The following is a 16,462-nucleotide window of genomic DNA, read 5'->3' as shown; positions in this document are numbered from 1 at the left end:
GAGCGATTGTTTGTAAACTATTATTTAACTCGTTTCAGGAGCACGCCAAAGTGTCCGTCACAGCCGTGCTTGTGCGGGAATGTTTGGTAGGCTTTGCCTTCTTCAGCCAACACTTCTTCCGGCAGGTAATCTTCCAGAGGTTCAAGTTCAAAGTTATCGTACTTCTCAAGGAACTTGGTGATTTGTTCCATATTCTCTTCCGGCTCCAGTGAGCAGGTGCTGTACACCAAACGTCCGCCTCGCTTAACCATGTTGGCGGCTTCTTCCAGTAATTGTTCCTGTAGCTCAACTGCATTTTTCAATCCTTCTTCATCACGTCTCCAGCGAAGGTCAGCGCGCTTGCTTAATACTCCGGTTCCTGTACATGGCGCATCCAGGAGTACGGCATCTGCCAACCCAAGGGAAACTTCAAGTACATCACCACGGCGGATTTTAATATTCTCGGCTCCGTAATTAAGGGCACTTTCAGCCAGCTTTTCCAACCGCTCGGAAGAAATATCTACGGAAAGAATTTCGCCTTCGGCCTGCATCAGGTCGGCCATCATGATGGATTTAGTTCCCGGTGCTGCGCAGAGGTCAAATACTTTCTCGCCCGGCTGAGGGTCTAACACAGTAGGGGCGAAGCCGGCGGCAATATCCTGTACCAGGCAAATGCCTTTGCTCAACAATCCTTTTTCAATAAAAGGCTGGACCGATTCTACCTGGTAGTAATACGGAAGCCAGTCGCTTGGTTTGGCTACCACATCCATTTTCTCGATGCGCAGCTCAAAATTTTCCGGCTTGGTTCGCAGCGTATTCACACGTACATAATAATGTGGGCGGGAGTTGTTGGCCTGCATCAGCTGGAAGGCTTCACGCTCTCCAAAACGCTTTCTCCAACGCTCCACCATCCATTCGGGATGAGAGAAAGTAGTGGCTACCAGTTTGTTACGATCTTTAAACGCCGGCTTGGGCAACTTTTCGCGATCACGCTGCAGGTTTCTCATAATAGCATTTACCAAATCTCCGGTTTTAGAACCGAGTTTCATTTTGGCTATTTCAACCGCTTCGTTAATGGCAGCATAATCCGGGGTGCTGTCCATAAACAGCATATCATAAATGGCGAGGCGCAGGATATTCTTCAAGCCCGGCTTCATTTCAGCCACGGAAACGCTTGAGAATTCATCGATCAAAAAATCGAGGTAGCTTCGTTTACGCATGATATTCTGCACGTATTCCCTGACCTGAGCCCGTTCTCTTGTTTCAAGCTCATCAGCCAGGTTATAATCCAGCCTCTGATTTTCATCGAAGTTTATGAGAATGTCTACACTTACCGAGCGTTCTGATAATTCAGTTTCCAAAGGAGTCGAGTTTTAAAATTGTGGTTACCTGCTACAAAAAAAGGTGATTTTCGTCACCTTGATGTCTTGGATGATGCAATAAAACGAGCCACGGTTTTAGGCGCGGCTCAATAGCTTGTAAAGATAAAATTTTAACAGGGGAGTTGCTAATGGAAGTACACCCAATTTAGCAGTTTTTTTACCTTATGAGGGGTTTCGTGACAGTGGTGGAGTGTGTTATCTCTATAAGCCAGCCGTGAACGCCATGCTTGTTTACAGGAAACAGGGGTATCCATAGCACCCAACCATGAATAGTTAGTTAGTTCTCGTTAGGGTGCTCCGCTCCGTAATGCCCGCCCGAGGCTCCTCCTCAATAACCACTTTCCGTCCCCCGAAATCTCTCTCTCAAATTAGTTAACTCTAATCACTAAATACCAACTAACCCAGCCAATTCTGAGGCTGAGCCTCGCATTGGGGTTCCGCAGCGGAACCAGTACTCTTTAGTGCCAACAAATCATGAATAGCTCCCAATCTCATCCGGTAAGCAAGCATGGGGTTCAGCCCTGCGCTATTCAGAATCCGGCTCATTTCAATTTTGAAACTACTAATAAGATTTTTAGTAGCTAATCCTTTGATCGGACGGATACTCGATCTGATAGTCAAATCTCAACGATTCGGAACTGTTTGGGGAAAGGGTTAAGGTCCAGGTTACAATACCTGTTTCTTTGTCCAGATTTCCTCCGCTAAGCCGGTTTGCGTTCACCTTTATGTCTTCGTTTCCGGAAATCGGAAGCTGATCTTTTACCGTTATCGTAATAGATTCGGACTTTGTGTTCCGGATGTTAATTTCCCAGGCATGTTTTTCCCTGACTCTGTTTCCGAAGAAATTTCGTTCTTCAAAATCCCGAAGCTTATTACGATCCACAATAATTCCTTCATCACGGCCAAGTGAAACCGACAAGGTGTCATCAAATGAATTGGGGTTTATTCGGGTTGTACCGATAAAACTGTTTTCGAAATAGATGTTGGCTTCTCCGGCAATCAGATTCAAATCATCCCAGTCCGATATATTCCCGATCAGGTAGGCATGTTGCGCGTGCTTCGGGATGGTTGAATAGCTGTAATCCGTAGTTGTTTCTGCTCGCTTAATTTCAACATTATGGGCTTTCCCGTCTGACGGAACAGTGTATGGAGTGTTAATTTTATAGCTGAATGATGTTTGGTTTTGGGTGAAGTCAACGCTTGGTAACTGAGCCTCCATAGCTACCTCAGCTCGCTTGGCAGCATCAGATTCTGCATATCCCGTAACAACTAATTCATCCATCATACTCTGTTTGGCAGGTTGAGGATAGGCCTGAACAAAATCGACATAGGTTGGAGAAATATTTGGTAATGTGGCACCGGCTGATGGATTTCCTGAATTGATAGTAAGACTCACATCATCCCAATCGATACCCGTATTCTGAAATACTTTTGCTTTGTAATTGATGAGTAATGGTTCCGAAACACTCTGCGAACGGATATCATAAGAAGGTGACCACCCGGCAGACCTGACCAGATAACTAAGAGTAAAGGTTAAGGTTTGAGCCTGTTCCGAATTCACTTCAGCAATTACCTCAGAAAACCGATTACGTTGACTCCCGCTCAACTCCCGTATCTGAGCGATGATTTTATTCAGTTCGGCCCTTTCGGTATTGAGTTTTTTGGAAAGGGAGATTCTCTCTCGCTCAAGTTTCGATGCCCGGCTCCGGTAAAGATCAAGAAATTGGGTGAGTTCAGCAGCTGTCAACTCATGATTCTGCACATCTGAGGTGGTGCTTTCCAATAATCTCATTTCCCGTTGTATCACATTCAGGTCCGATTCCAGGAAAGTAACTTCCTGCTGAAGAGAGTCTCTTCGTTGTTCAAGTTGTAAGACCTGTGGATTTCGTTGCTGAGATTTAAAATAGTTATACCTTTGCGTTATGGATAGAACCGTGAACTGTCCATCCGCTTTAAGCTGAATGCTGTTTTGATTCATAGAAGGGGTGAGCTGCTCAAATACAACGATATTTTTTCCGGCCTTTAAATTGAGGGTGGCCTTTCGCTGAATCTGTGCTTGTTGTCTGTAAACGGTTACTTCATCAATTTGAGAGGTGGTAAGCAGGGAGTCGGTAGGCGGGAATGCATTCACAAAAAGGAAGAGCACAAATAGGAGGGTGTTCATAATTCACTGGATTAATTAATGGGTTGTTTAACATCAATATAGCAGGGCGTAAATAAACCCGCATTTTAATGTGAGAATGATGCTCAACAAACTAAACGGGTGCATCAAAATTGTCTGTAATATTTCATAAGAATTTTGATTGCCTCTCTTTATGTATCTGCCTATCTTTACCAGCCTTTGCAGTAGTGCATAATTCAGGCTACTAATTCATCAAAGCAAAACTAACAAAATCGCGATATAGCACATGAATAAAGGAACTATAGCGCAGGTAATTGGACCTGTAGTTGATGTTGATTTTTCTGAAAGTAAAACTCCGGCTGTTCTCAACGCCCTTGAGATTAAAATGACAGACGGCTCAACCCTAACTCTTGAAGTTGCTCAACACCTTGGTGAAGATCGTGTGCGTACCATCGCGATGGATTCTACCGACGGACTTGTTCGCGGTATGGAAGTTGTTGACACCGGTAAAGCTATTTCTATGCCGGTGGGAGAAGATATCCGAGGCCGACTATTTAATGTAGTAGGGGATTCTATTGATGGAATCGATGCCCCGGAAGGAAAAAATTCTTACCCAATTCACCGCCAGGCTCCGGCTTTTGATCAGCTTGCTACATCAACCGAAATGCTTGAGACAGGTATCAAAGTTGTTGACCTGCTTTGCCCGTATGCCAAGGGTGGTAAAATTGGATTGTTTGGTGGTGCCGGTGTAGGTAAAACCGTGTTGATTCAGGAACTGATTAACAATATTGCGAAGCAGCACGGTGGACTTTCCGTATTTGCCGGTGTTGGTGAGCGTACCCGAGAAGGAAATGACCTTCTGCGTGAATTTATCGAGTCCGGTATTATCAACTACGGCGATGAATTCAAAGAATCTATGGAAGAGGGCAACTGGGACCTTTCCAAAGTAGATAAAACGAAATTAAAAGAATCTCAGGCTACTCTGGTATTTGGTCAGATGAATGAGCCTCCGGGTGCACGTGCACGAGTAGCACTGTCCGGGCTAACAGTAGCTGAATATTTCCGTGATGAAGTATCCCGTGATATCCTGCTCTTTATTGATAACATTTTCCGATTTACACAGGCCGGTTCTGAGGTGTCTGCACTTCTGGGACGTATGCCTTCTGCGGTAGGTTACCAGCCAACACTGGCTACCGAGATGGGTGACCTTCAGGAGCGTATTACTTCAACCAAGAGCGGATCAATTACATCGGTTCAGGCCGTTTATGTACCTGCCGATGATTTAACTGACCCTGCTCCGGCTACCACCTTTACTCACCTGGATGCAACAACGGTACTTTCGCGTGCATTAACACAAATCGGTATTTATCCGGCGGTTGATCCTTTGGATTCATCATCAACTATTCTGGATCCGAAGGTTGTTGGACAAGAGCACTATGACGTTGCCAACCGCGTGACTCGTCTGCTTCAGAACTACAAAGACCTTCAGGATATTATTGCCATCCTCGGTATGGATGAGCTTTCTGACGAAGATAAGCAGGTTGTACACCGTGCCCGTCGTGTTCAGCGATTCCTTTCTCAGAACTTCCATGTGGCCGAGCAGTTTACAGGTCAGCCGGGTGTTTATGTGAAAGTTGATGAGACGGTTAAAGGCTTCAAGATGATTCTTGACGGCGAACTTGATCACCTTCCTGAGAACGCGTTCTACATGGTAGGGGATATCAACGAAGCTATTGAGAAAGGTGAGAAGCTGCTCGCTGAAGCTGAAGAACAAGAAGCTGCTTAAATTTAATCAGGTATTTTCATGAGCTCATTTAATGCACAGATTTTAACTCCGAACGGCTCTCTTTTTGAGGGAGAAGTAACCGGAGTGAAGTTACCCGGAACGCAGGGTAGCTTTGAAGTCAAGGCAAATCACGCGCCTATCGTATCAACTCTGGAAAAGGGAAGTGTACTGGTGCGTAAAGATGATGGAGATACAAACTTTCTGATCTCCGGTGGGTTTGTTGAAGTAAACAACAACAAACTTACATTGTTGGCAGAATCTGTAGAAGAAGCCTGATTCTGAAACCATTTATTATTTAGTGTTAAAAAGCCGGTGGGAACATCGGCTTTTTTATTTGGGATATAGTACTATATTTATAGTAGTAACTAAATAATTGAGCTCATGAGTTATATCTTTCTTTCAGTTTTGATGATTATGCCGTTGTACGGCCTGGCCCAGCAACAACCCGATACCTCTTTCACGGTTAATATTGACGAACCTCGCTATGTGGCAGACGAAGGACCTGTAATTTGCTTTGACTCTGCCCATAATAACTTTCATACGCTGATGGGCGGGTTTGCTCCCACAGCTTATATCCTTCGGAAAGACGGCTATCAAACCATAGATTTCCCCGAGCCGGCCGAGCAAATAGCTCAGTTAAATGATTGCCGGATTTTTGTTACGGTCAACCCGCTTCACGAAAGCAATCTCGGAAATTGGCAACTGCCCAATCCTCCGGTTTATTCTGCCAAAGAAGTAGAAACCATCAAGAACTGGGTGGCAGAGGGAGGCAGTCTGTTCTTGATTGCCGATCATATGCCTTTTCCGGGAGCGGCTTCAAATCTGACGAAGGCATTTGGCTTTGAGTTCAGTAATGGCTTTGCCCGTCTAAATAAAGAAGGGAATAGCCCGGATGTGTTTAGCATGGAGAATGGAAAACTCAGTTCAACGGAAATCACAGACGGAATAACCAGGGTGACCTCCTTTACAGGTTCAGCTTTTACTTATCCTTCCGATGCAACACCGGTTATGCTTTTTGAAGAGGGTGATGTAAGCCTTGAACCTGAAATAGCCTGGCAATTTACGGACACCACCAAAACAATAGATCTTAATGGATTTTCCCAGGGTGTAATAATGGAGTTCGGGAAGGGACGATTAGCTGTTTTTGGAGAAGCCGCGATGTTTACCGCTCAAAAAATTACAAATGACCAGGGTGAATTTAAATTTGGGCTTAACAACCGAAACCTGGCCCCGCAGAACATTCAATTTTTACTAAATCTCATCCATTGGCTGGATGAAGGCCGGTAACAATTACCAGCCTATTCTTCCTTTGTCTTTATCCTTAACCAGTTCATTGTTGGTCTTTTCAGGATCTTCGGGCATCACAAATCCAGGGGGTGGATCAAAAGCATCATACTTCCAATAGGCCTGATCGTCAGCTGTGGCATAGTTAATAAAAGTACCAACGATTGGAAGCGCAGACCGGGCACCCTGACCGATATAGGTATCTTCAGGGAAGCGAATTCGGCGATCGGCTCCACCTACCCATGCACCCATCACAATGTGAGGCATCATGCCTACGAACCAGTTATCAGCACTGTTTTGAGTGGTACCGGTTTTACCGGCCACATCCTGTCGAACGCCATACACATTTCGTAAACGAACGCCCGTTCCATAAAAATCTTCCCCACCGCGGATAACGCCCCTAAGCATATCCGTGATAATATAAGCCGTTTCCGGGCTAATCACTTCCTTGGTGTAATCTGGGTGAAATTCTTTAAGGATATTTCCCTCACGGTCTTCAATTCGGGTTATGGCAATCGGCTCAATATGAACCCCTTTATTGGCGAAAGTAGTATAAGCACTGGTTAATTCCAGCAGTGATACTTCTGCAGTTCCCAAAGCTATGGAAGGATAGGCCGGAGTTTTGCTCATATCTATTCCAAGATTGGAGGCCATGGCCTTAATCTTGCGGGCTGCAGGATCTAATTCCCACAACTTGTTGGTTCCCGGGGCTCCCGCAATTTCAGGAAGCAAGCGAACGGTTACATTGTTCATACTGCGGGCGAGCGCTTCTCTTAGTGATACATTAATAGGTCCGTCATGAACCGTTTCATCCTTGGGATTCCAGATTTTTCCGGCTCGGTCGCGGAAGGTCACCGGGAACTTGGAAAACTTGTGATAGGGTTTGTACCCGTTATCGATGGCTACTGCATATACAAAGGGTTTAAAGGTAGAACCTGCCTGCCGGCGTGACTGATACACATGATCGTACTGAACGTTTCCGTAATCGGTTCCGCCCACCCAGGCTAAAACTTTACCGTTGCTGGGTTCAATTGCCACAAATCCGGATTCGAGCTTCGTTCGTGCACGTTTCACTGAGTCAACAAAGGCGGTATCTGCAAAGAGAGAATCGAAAACGACTTTCTCTATCTTGGTATCATATTTGGAGAAACCATTTTTATAGCGGTCGGTTTCTCTCAAAAATTGGCGCAGGAATAATGGGTTCTTTTCCCAGAATTCATCCATGTATTCGCCACCGGGTGAGGTCCATTCAGCTTCATAGATTTTTTGCAGGGAATCCAGCTTGGTTTTTACCGCACGCTCAGCATGGCGTTGTAACCTTGAATCAATAGTGGTGTAAATTACTAACCCATCTTTGTATAAATCATACCCGTTTTCTTCTAACCAGGGCTGAACCTGCTGGCGGACATACTCACCAAAATAACGGCTTTGACGACCTGTTTTGAAAGGCGGATGATAATCCAGACCAATAGGCTCTTCGGTCAGTGTTATATATTCCTGATCGGTTAGAAATCCTCGCTTATGCATTTGCGAAAGAACGATATCGCGACGTCGTTCTGATCGTTCCGGAAAGATCCGGGGGTTATATGCATAAATGGCCTGCAACGAGCCCACCATCATCGCAGCTTCATTAATATTTAATTCTTTGGCAGGTTTACCGTAATGGGTTTGAGCGGCTGCTTCAATACCGAAGGTTGAGTTTGGAAACTCCACCGTGTTCAGGTACATCTCGGCAATCTCACGCTTGGTGTACCGCTTTTCGAGCTGAGCGGCCGTAATCATTTCCCTGAACTTACGGGCAATGGAAAATTCCTGTCCGATTTTCTTGTACAGGTTTCGGGCAAGCTGTTGACTGATAGTAGAAGCTCCCTGCCAGCGACCGTTGATCAGGTGCCAGGGTATAGCCAGTGTAGCATACATATCGATTCCCCAGTGATTGTAAAACCTGTGGTCTTCGGTGGCAACCAGTGCGTCAATTACATGAGGGGAGATGTCTTCGTAGCGAACCCATTTTCGGTTCTCGGTAAAATATTTGTCAAGGGTTACTCCATCCCGACTTCTCACCTCTGAGGCGATGGCGGTTTCCGGGTTTTCAAATTCATCGGCAGAAGGAAGTCCCTGAAATAGATAAAAGACGTACCCAGCCACAAACAGGCATAAAACACCGGCTATACTACCGGCCCATATCCAGAACTTTCGGAAAGAAGGGGAAGACCCTCCCGGAGCTGCTTCACCTTTTTCCTTTCGCTCCTTTAATATCTTCTTTCGGTAATCCGGATCGTTGAAGTACCGTTTATGATCGATGGGTTCTTTCTTGTCGTCGCTCATGGTATTTATTTAATTCCTTCGAAAGGTAAAAAATTTTTTGATGCCGCCTTCCACTTAACGAGTTGTATTCCTTGTTTGTTATATAAGGCCATGGTCCGGTGGTTAAAAAATGTTCCCAGATTTATATAGTCTCCGCGCGAAAATGTTTCCACTCTTGGTACATGATCATGTCCGCTTATGATAAAGTCTAAATTATGACGCCCGAAGATCTTCTTTGCCTGACGGTTCAGAGGTTCGGGATTGTGATTATTTCTCCTTCTTGTAACAGAGGAAAACAATTTCATGGTTGCGAGGCCTGCTTCCGGAGATAATATTTTTTGATAGGTACTCACAAAAGCCGGGTTTCTCAAAAGGCGGTGAAAGGTAGCCCTGGGAAAATCAATCTTATTTGCTGCCACTCCATCGCCGTGCATCAGCAGAAAACGTTTATCATTAAGTTCAAGTAGCCTGAAATTGGGTTCAATTTCGAAACCGCGATCTTCAAAATGACCGAATGTCCAGTTGTCGTGATTTCCGGTTATGTACAGGGCAGGGGTAACGGTTTTGTTATAATCTTCAAATGCATCTAATACATTTTTTCCTAATGAAGGCACAAATCCTTTCTCAGGATATTCCATCCAGTAGTCAAAAAGATCACCCAGGATGTGCATTTTAATACGTTCCTGCTTACAAAATTGAATGAGAGCAATTAAATCCTGCTCAATCTGCTTATTGGTTTCCGAAGAAAAAGCACCAAGGTGTACATCAGAAATAAAAACGTGCTGGCTAAAATCCATCAAACTACTTTTTCCGGGTAATTACAAAATGAATCAAATCAGCAAAGTCTTGTTTGGCAGAGGAATCCGGAACCGTTTTTAAGCCTTCAATAGCTTCATTCGCGTAATCATACATGCTCTGCTTGGCATATTCCATTCCACCGTTGGAGTGAACAAAATCGACGATGTCCTCAACATTCTTCGATGATTTCTTCCTTTTCTTCATCAAGGCCCGGATATGGGCTGCATCTTTCTTTGAAGCATGCTCAAAAGCTTTTATAAGGGGAAGAGTTACCTTTCGTTCCTGAATATCGTTTCGGGTCGGCTTACCTACATCGTAAACTCCATAATCAAAAAGGTCGTCCCTGATCTGGAAGGCGATACCAATACACATCCCGATTTCACGCATTTTCTTGTGAATCTCTTCGTCATCGGTAACCGAAACAGCACCGCATTCGCAACAGGTAGAAATAAGGCTGGCAGTTTTTTCGGAGATAATCTGGAAGTAGCGTTCTTCAGTCATGTTAAACAGCCCGGCTGTTTTGAGCTGTCGTAATTCTCCTTCACTCATTTTCTGAACCGCTCGCGACTGAACCTCCAACAGGTTATGCTCTTTATTTTCGAGAGCAATCAGTAATCCTTTCGATAGTAAATAATCACCTAATAATACCCCGGCTTTGTTCTTCCATATTTTATTGATGCTGACAAATCCTCGCCGCGAATTTGCCTCGTCCACCACATCATCATGAATGAGGGTGGCCGTGTGGAGCAGCTCAATCATTGTAGCAGCGATGTAACTTCTTTGATTTATTTCACCGAACAGGTTGGCGCTCATGAACACAAGGGTAGGTCGAAGCTCCTTGCCTTTCTGCCGTAACAGGTAGTTGATGATTTGATCTAACAGAAATACATCCGATTGAATGGTCTCCTTAAAAAAACTCCTGAATTCCGACAAGTTTTCAGAAACAGGGGCGGTAATTTCCTTTAAGGTCTTGCGGGTAACGGTCTCCGAATTTATCTGCTCTAACTCTTGGTTATCGATCATCAATTGTGTTGAAATTTTCTTAAACTTGTCGGTGTAATAATTTACTCATAATACGAAACAATTATTTACTCTCAATCACTCACTCTCATTGAAAATTTATGTCAGAAGATTTAGTTAAAGTCAAAACTATTGCAGTTTTGACAAGTGGAGGAGACTCTCCCGGAATGAACGCAGCCGTACGGGCTGTGGTCAGAGCTTCAGCACAATCAGAAATTAATGTATATGGAGTAAAACATGGATATTACGGTTTAATTCACGATGAATTTGTTGAAATGGATACGCACTCGGTGTCGAATATTATACAGCGCGGCGGTACCATTTTGAAATCAGCGCGTTCTGAGGAATTCCGAACCGAAGAAGGAAGGAAGAAAGCAGCTGATAATCTGAAAAAATATAATATCGATGCACTTGTAGCCATTGGCGGAGACGGTACTTTCACCGGAGCAAATTTACTCAGTAAAGAGCATGGGGTTAATGTAGTCGGTGTTCCTGCTACCATCGACAACGACATTATTGGTACGGATGAAACCATTGGTTACGACTCCGCTCTAAACACAGCCCTTGAAGCCATTGATAAAATCCGCGACACAGCTGATGCTCACGAGCGTATGTTTTTGGTAGAAGTAATGGGCCGCGATACCGGCTTTATTGCACTTGAAACCAGTATTGCCAGTGGTGCTGAAATTGCCCTTTTGCCGGAAGAACTCACGAATGTGGAAGAGGTTAAACGTCAGCTGAACAACATGCTGAAAGAACAGCGCCGAAGCAGCCTGATAGTTGTTGCGGAAGGAGACGAAACCGGAGGAGCCATTAAACTGGCTGAAAAAATAAAAGATGATTTCTCCCAGTACGATATGCGGGTTTGTATCTTAGGTCACATTCAGCGAGGCGGTGCGCCAACAGCACGGGATCGCGTATTGGCCAGCAGGCTTGGAGCGGCCGCTGTGAAAGTATTAATTGAAGGTCACAGTGAAGTTATGGTTGGTGTGGTCAATAATTCTCTGAAACTCACCCCAATGCGTGTCGCCATATCCAAAAAGAAAGAGTTAGACCATTCATTAATTGAATTAGCAAAAATTCTAAGGTAACCATGATCAACTGTGACATAAGTATTGCCCGAAAATTCATTCAAGATGATGAGTATCTCAAAGCCCGCAAAAAGGCAGATACTGCACTTGATCATTTAAAGAATAAAACGGGTCCCGGCTCCGAATGGCTGGGTTGGCGAGATTTACTGGCCGATCCAAACGATGCCGAACTTGAAAAGATCGGATCTCTTGGAGAAGAGATTCGGGCTAAAGCTGATGTCTTTATAGTATGTGGAATTGGCGGTTCCTATTTAGGAGCCAAAGCCGTGATCGATGCACTTTCTCCTCATTTTGGCAGCAATGGACCTGAGATACTGTATGCCGGCCATCATATTGGAGGGAAGTATCAGGAACAGCTCCTGAATTACCTGAAGCAGCCTAAGAAGAATGGCGAGCCGAAGCGTATTTATGTGAATGTAATTTCGAAATCCGGGTCCACGCTTGAAACGGCTCTGGCATTCAGGATGATCAGAGAACTTCTGGAGGAAATGTACGGCGAAGATGCTTCCGAGCATATTATCTGTACAACCAGTAAAGAAGGTGGACTTCTTAATAAACTGATTGAACAAAAAGGATATCGTAAATTTATTATTCCTGACAATGTTGGCGGAAGGTACTCGGTGTTGACACCGGTTGGTCTGCTTCCAATTGCCGTGGCAGGTATTGATATCCGTACTCTTTTTTACGGGGCCGTTTCAGCTTACAATTCGTACGAAGAAAACGCAGAAGATCTGCTGGAATATGCGGCTCTCCGTAATGCCATTCATGAATCCGGTAAAACCATTGATGTATTTGCAACTTTTGAGCCGGAGCTGACTTCTCTTGGCGGTTGGATTCAGCAGTTGCTTGGTGAAAGTGAAGGGAAGGAGGGCAAAGGTATCTTTCCAACGGTGGCCACTTTTTCTACGGATTTGCACAGTATTGGTCAGTTTATACAGCAGGGTCAGCGAAGCCTGATGGAGACCTTTATAATCGTAGAAAAGCCATTCTCAAAATTGCAGGTGAACAAGCTTGAAGGAAATGATGATGAGCTGAATTATCTGGCCGGGAAATCATTCCATGAAATTAATACCAAAGCTCGGGAAGGAACAACCGAAGCTCACAGCGAAGGGGACGTTCCGATAGTGAGGGTTTCGTTACCTGCTTTAAACGAAGAGAACATCGGGCAGCTGATTTATTTCTTCGAGCTATTAACCGGTATTTTTGTGTATAGTTTAGAGGTCAATCCATTCAATCAACCCGGAGTGGAAGACTATAAAAAAGCCATGTATCGACTACTTGGTAAATAATTAAATCAATCTATGGATCAGGAAAATAAATCAAAATATGTAGCGGTAGCCGGGAATATCGGTGCCGGGAAATCATCGTTAACAGGATTACTGGCAAAACATTTTAACTGGGAGGCATTCTACGAATCGGTTGATGACAATCCGTATTTGCAGGATTTTTATGAGGACATGCGCCGATGGAGTTTTAACCTCCAGATCTATTTTCTCTCCAGCCGTTTTCGCCATCAAAAAGAGATGCTGAACGACGATGTGAACTTAATTCAGGACAGAACCATTTATGAAGACGTGGAGATTTTTGCGAAGAACCTTCACAACATGAACCTGATGAGTGACCGTGATTTTGCCAACTACGAAGCACTTTTTAATGAAATGAGCTATTACCTTCGTCCGCCGGATCTGCTCATTTATTTGCGTGCACAGGTTCCCACTTTGGTGAAGCAAATTCAGCAGCGGGGAAGAGACTATGAGAACACCATTCGCATTGAGTACCTGGAAAGGCTGAACAACCTGTATGAGGACTGGATCGGCCGTTATCCCCATGAAAAACTCATTATTGACACCGATGACCTCGATTTTGTGAATAATGAAGAGGATTTAGGCAGGGTAATTGATTTAATAGACCAGCGAATGTTTGGCTTATTTAATTGATTGAACCACAAATGTATAATGCTTATTTTAGGTAGCTATTGAGGAGAAGTTCTATGCTTAAGTTTAAGATCTTTGAGATACCTGAAGAACAAAGTGAAAAAACTCTTCAATTAAGTTCTGAGGAACTTGATTTGGGAGACGTCACTTTTAAAGGCGGTTCTTTACATATTGATTTCTATCGCACCATGCAGTTTGTTCGCACTCAGTTTTCAATTGATGCGAACGTTGAACTGGTATGCGACCGCTCCCTTGATGCCTTTGATTACGAAGTGCAGCAGGATTATGAGGTCCTTTTTAAGGCTGAAGAGGTTGAAGAATCAGCTGATGAAAACGGTGCAGTAAGAAATTACGATCACGCAAGTAAGCAAATTGATTTAGAGCAGGATGTTAGAGATACCATTTTGCTTAATCTCCCAACAAAGAAATTACATCCCCGCTTTCTGGACGAGGACGGAAATCCCAAGGAAGTACTGAATGAGCAATTCGGTGATATTCCTGAAGATGATGAAGAAAAAATCGATCCACGGTGGGAAAAATTGAAAGAATTAAAAGATTAACGATACAAGGTAAATTTAATGGCACATCCAAAACGAAGAACATCGAATGCCCGTAAGAACAAGCGTCGTGCACATCACGCAATTTCTGACGTAACATTATCCAAATGTTCTAACTGCGGTGCTCTCCATCGTTACCACCATGCATGCGCAGAATGTGGTTACTACCGTGGCCGCCAGGTAATGAAAGCAGCTAACTAAAAAACTGATATATGATTGTTGCAGTAGATGCAGCCGGTGGAGATTATTACCCAAAAAATCCTGTAGAAGGAGCTCTTCAGGCGGTGGAAGAAAACAGTGAACTCACTGTGCTTCTGGTTGGCCCTGAAGATCAAGTAAATAAAGAACTCGCAAATCATGATTTTGATACCAAGCGGGTTCTTGTTCATGACGCTCCCCAGGTTATTGGGATGGAAGAATCTCCGGCACAGGCTGTAAAAACTAAACAACAATCATCTATAGTAGTTGGGGTAGGCCTGCATAAAGCCGGCAAGTGCGATGCTTTTGTAAGTGCCGGGAATACCGGGGCTTTATTGGCAGCATCCATGTTTGGCTTAGGTAAACTAAAAGGAGTATTGCGACCAACTATTGCTTCTTATTTCCCAACAATAAAAGGATTTAGACTGCTGGTTGATGCAGGAGCCAATCTGGAAATTAAACCGGAAGCCGCCGTGCAGTTTGCCAAAATGGGGCAAATCTACTGCCAGCAGATTCTGAACATTGACAATCCCAAAGTTGGTCTCCTTAATGTAGGAGAAGAAGAAGGAAAGGGGACCGATCTCCTCAAAGAAATTCACGCCGAATTAAAAAACCATGACAATTTTGTTGGCAACGTGGAAGGTAAAGACATTCTTCCCGGTAAAGCTGATGTATTTTTATGTGATGGCTTGGTGGGCAATATCGTACTCAAATTCGGAGAATCCATTCCTGAAATAGTTCAGCAAATGATTGGCGGTGCCGTTAAGGAAATGGGGCTTTCCAAAGAGGAAGTGGGACAGATTCAAAAAGTATTACACACCGCTTTGTCCTCTTTTAATTATGAAAACGTAGGCGGTATTCCTTTCTTAGGCGTAAACGGAGTGAGCATTGTCGGACACGGCGGAAGCTCACCTCTTGCGATCAAAAATATGATAAAAAGTGCTGTTCAAACAGTAGAAAACGATGTGAACGGCAAAATCGTAGCATCTCTAAACTGAGCTAAATCTCTTCATGGAAGTAAAACGAGCTAAAATTACATCGGTAGGACATTATCTGCCTGAAGATCGAATGACAAACAAAGATCTTGAGAAACTGGTAGATACCAATGATGAATGGATCAGAACACGCACAGGAATCGAGAAGCGGCGAATTCTTAAAGACCCTGATAAAGCAACGGCTTTTATGGGAGCAGAAGCTGCAAAAGAAGCCCTGAAAAATCGTGGCATTTCTGCTGAAGAAATTGACCTTATTATTCTTGCCACTGTTACACCGGATTATATGTTCCCGGCTACAGCATGCCTGGTACAAGGTATGATAGGTGCTAAAAATGCTTTTGCTTTTGATCTTTCGGCCGCATGCTCGGGATTTCTTTATGCGCTGAGCACCGGTACTATGTATATCGAGTCTGGCCGGGCTAAAAAAGTTTTGGTAATCGGTACCGATAAGATGAGTTCCATCCTGGATATGACCGACAGAACCACATGTATTTTATTTGGTGATGGAGCCGGAGCGGTATTATTGGAAGAATCAGAAGACGGTACCGGCATCATAGATCAGAAGCATTACACGGAAGGCGATTCGGAATGCAGCCTGTATCAGCCGGCCGGAGGAAGCAGAAATCCTGCTTCTGAAGAAACTGTTAAAAATAAAATGCACTACCTACAGCAGGATGGCCGCGCAGTTTTCAAAAAAGCAACGATGGGAATGGCCGATGTGTCACTCGAAATTATGGAGCGGAATAATCTGGAGCCGGAGGATGTAGCATGGCTGGTTCCACATCAGGCTAATTTGAGAATTATTGATGCAACTGCCCGCCGAATGGGACTTTCTAACGAGAAAGTGATGATCAATATTAATAAGTATGGAAATACCACGGCGGCAACCATTCCGCTTTGTTTATATGATTGGAAAGATAAATTGAATCACGGCGACAACATCATATTGGCTGCCTTTGGTGGCGGCTTTACGTGGGGCGCCATTTATTTAACATGGGGGATTAAGTAA

The 16,462-nt window shown here is 44.2% G+C and carries 15 protein-coding genes; 10 read left to right on the top strand and 5 right to left on the bottom strand.

Annotated elements, in window-relative coordinates; translation table 11 throughout:
* Nucleotides 1-20 precede the first annotated feature (20 nt).
* Both rsmB and JJ941_RS05745 read right to left on the bottom strand, forming a co-directional pair.
* On the bottom strand, nt 21-1,340 hold the full coding sequence (gene rsmB, locus JJ941_RS05750; protein ID WP_290962735.1) for a 16S rRNA (cytosine(967)-C(5))-methyltransferase RsmB: 1,320 nt from the start codon (nt 1,338-1,340) through the stop codon (nt 21-23).
* A 595-nt stretch (nt 1,341-1,935) separates the two neighbouring features.
* Nucleotides 1,936-3,525: a mucoidy inhibitor MuiA family protein gene (locus tag JJ941_RS05745; RefSeq protein WP_290962733.1), complete on the bottom strand. Its 1,590-nt coding sequence runs from the start codon at nt 3,523-3,525 to the stop codon at nt 1,936-1,938.
* Between the two features lie 244 nt (nt 3,526-3,769).
* On the opposite strand from JJ941_RS05745, the gene atpD reads away from it, so the two are divergent.
* The 3 genes from atpD (at nt 3,770) to JJ941_RS05730 (ending at nt 6,556) form a co-directional block, all read left to right on the top strand.
* The gene (gene atpD / locus JJ941_RS05740) at nt 3,770-5,269 is read left to right on the top strand and encodes a F0F1 ATP synthase subunit beta (RefSeq protein ID WP_290962731.1); all 1,500 of its coding nucleotides are present in this window, start codon (nt 3,770-3,772) and stop codon (nt 5,267-5,269) included.
* 18 nt (nt 5,270-5,287) lie between these two features.
* A complete protein-coding gene (atpC, locus tag JJ941_RS05735; RefSeq protein ID WP_255135794.1) occupies nt 5,288-5,545 on the top strand; it encodes an ATP synthase F1 subunit epsilon in 258 nt (85 codons plus the stop codon).
* 105 nt (nt 5,546-5,650) lie between these two features.
* Nucleotides 5,651-6,556 carry a hypothetical protein gene (locus tag JJ941_RS05730; protein ID WP_290962729.1) on the top strand — a complete coding sequence of 302 codons (906 nt, stop codon included), beginning with the start codon at nt 5,651-5,653 and terminating at the stop codon, nt 6,554-6,556.
* 3 nt (nt 6,557-6,559) lie between these two features.
* Here the strand turns inward: JJ941_RS05730 and JJ941_RS05725 are convergent, their stop codons facing one another.
* The 3 genes from JJ941_RS05725 to JJ941_RS05715 are packed head-to-tail and all read right to left on the bottom strand — an operon-like array spanning nt 6,560 to nt 10,681.
* Nucleotides 6,560-8,881: a transglycosylase domain-containing protein gene (locus JJ941_RS05725; protein WP_290962728.1), complete on the bottom strand. Its 2,322-nt coding sequence runs from the start codon at nt 8,879-8,881 to the stop codon at nt 6,560-6,562.
* A 5-nt stretch (nt 8,882-8,886) separates the two neighbouring features.
* A complete protein-coding gene (locus tag JJ941_RS05720) occupies nt 8,887-9,657 on the bottom strand; it encodes a metallophosphoesterase (RefSeq protein WP_290962727.1) in 771 nt (256 codons plus the stop codon).
* A 4-nt stretch (nt 9,658-9,661) separates the two neighbouring features.
* Nucleotides 9,662-10,681: a polyprenyl synthetase family protein gene (locus JJ941_RS05715; protein WP_290962726.1), complete on the bottom strand. Its 1,020-nt coding sequence runs from the start codon at nt 10,679-10,681 to the stop codon at nt 9,662-9,664.
* Between the two features lie 98 nt (nt 10,682-10,779).
* On the opposite strand from JJ941_RS05715, the gene pfkA reads away from it, so the two are divergent.
* Genes pfkA through JJ941_RS05680 form a run of 7 tightly spaced genes read left to right on the top strand, consistent with a single transcriptional unit; the run spans nt 10,780 to nt 16,462 of the window.
* Nucleotides 10,780-11,769, top strand: coding sequence for a 6-phosphofructokinase (gene pfkA, locus JJ941_RS05710; protein WP_290962723.1), 990 nt, complete (start codon nt 10,780-10,782; stop codon nt 11,767-11,769).
* A 2-nt stretch (nt 11,770-11,771) separates the two neighbouring features.
* The gene (locus tag JJ941_RS05705; protein WP_290962721.1) at nt 11,772-13,058 is read left to right on the top strand and encodes a glucose-6-phosphate isomerase; all 1,287 of its coding nucleotides are present in this window, start codon (nt 11,772-11,774) and stop codon (nt 13,056-13,058) included.
* Between the two features lie 12 nt (nt 13,059-13,070).
* Complete coding sequence (locus tag JJ941_RS05700; protein ID WP_290962720.1) at nt 13,071-13,706, top strand: deoxynucleoside kinase; 636 nt, start codon at nt 13,071-13,073, stop codon at nt 13,704-13,706.
* Nucleotides 13,707-13,759: 53 nt separating this feature from the next.
* On the top strand, nt 13,760-14,263 hold the full coding sequence (locus tag JJ941_RS05695) for a DUF177 domain-containing protein (protein WP_255135786.1): 504 nt from the start codon (nt 13,760-13,762) through the stop codon (nt 14,261-14,263).
* Between the two features lie 18 nt (nt 14,264-14,281).
* Nucleotides 14,282-14,461, top strand: coding sequence for a 50S ribosomal protein L32 (gene rpmF / locus JJ941_RS05690; RefSeq protein WP_255135785.1), 180 nt, complete (start codon nt 14,282-14,284; stop codon nt 14,459-14,461).
* Between the two features lie 11 nt (nt 14,462-14,472).
* Complete coding sequence (plsX, locus tag JJ941_RS05685) at nt 14,473-15,456, top strand: phosphate acyltransferase PlsX (protein ID WP_290962719.1); 984 nt, start codon at nt 14,473-14,475, stop codon at nt 15,454-15,456.
* A 13-nt stretch (nt 15,457-15,469) separates the two neighbouring features.
* On the top strand, nt 15,470-16,462 hold the full coding sequence (locus tag JJ941_RS05680; RefSeq protein WP_290962718.1) for a beta-ketoacyl-ACP synthase III: 993 nt from the start codon (nt 15,470-15,472) through the stop codon (nt 16,460-16,462).

Source organism: Gracilimonas sp., from assembly GCF_017641085.1.
Lineage (GTDB): Bacteria > Bacteroidota > Rhodothermia > Balneolales > Balneolaceae > Gracilimonas.
This window is presented reverse-complemented; position numbering and strand designations above follow the sequence as displayed.

Bases quoted from the DNA above. Each gene is read 5' to 3' on its own strand.
- JJ941_RS05700 (WP_290962720.1), top strand. From the start codon at position 13,071: ATGGATCAGGAAAATAAATCAAAATATGTAGCGGTAGCCGGGAATATC.
- JJ941_RS05705 (WP_290962721.1), top strand. From the start codon at position 11,772: ATGATCAACTGTGACATAAGTATTGCCCGAAAATTCATTCAAGATGAT.
- JJ941_RS05715 (WP_290962726.1), bottom strand. From the start codon at position 10,681: ATGATCGATAACCAAGAGTTAGAGCAGATAAATTCGGAGACCGTTACC.
- JJ941_RS05680 (WP_290962718.1), top strand. From the start codon at position 15,470: ATGGAAGTAAAACGAGCTAAAATTACATCGGTAGGACATTATCTGCCT.
- atpD (WP_290962731.1), top strand. From the start codon at position 3,770: ATGAATAAAGGAACTATAGCGCAGGTAATTGGACCTGTAGTTGATGTT.
- JJ941_RS05725 (WP_290962728.1), bottom strand. From the start codon at position 8,881: ATGAGCGACGACAAGAAAGAACCCATCGATCATAAACGGTACTTCAAC.
- JJ941_RS05745 (WP_290962733.1), bottom strand. From the start codon at position 3,525: ATGAACACCCTCCTATTTGTGCTCTTCCTTTTTGTGAATGCATTCCCG.
- atpC (WP_255135794.1), top strand. From the start codon at position 5,288: ATGAGCTCATTTAATGCACAGATTTTAACTCCGAACGGCTCTCTTTTT.
- JJ941_RS05695 (WP_255135786.1), top strand. From the start codon at position 13,760: ATGCTTAAGTTTAAGATCTTTGAGATACCTGAAGAACAAAGTGAAAAA.
- plsX (WP_290962719.1), top strand. From the start codon at position 14,473: ATGATTGTTGCAGTAGATGCAGCCGGTGGAGATTATTACCCAAAAAAT.
- JJ941_RS05730 (WP_290962729.1), top strand. From the start codon at position 5,651: ATGAGTTATATCTTTCTTTCAGTTTTGATGATTATGCCGTTGTACGGC.
- rpmF (WP_255135785.1), top strand. From the start codon at position 14,282: ATGGCACATCCAAAACGAAGAACATCGAATGCCCGTAAGAACAAGCGT.
- pfkA (WP_290962723.1), top strand. From the start codon at position 10,780: ATGTCAGAAGATTTAGTTAAAGTCAAAACTATTGCAGTTTTGACAAGT.
- JJ941_RS05720 (WP_290962727.1), bottom strand. From the start codon at position 9,657: ATGGATTTTAGCCAGCACGTTTTTATTTCTGATGTACACCTTGGTGCT.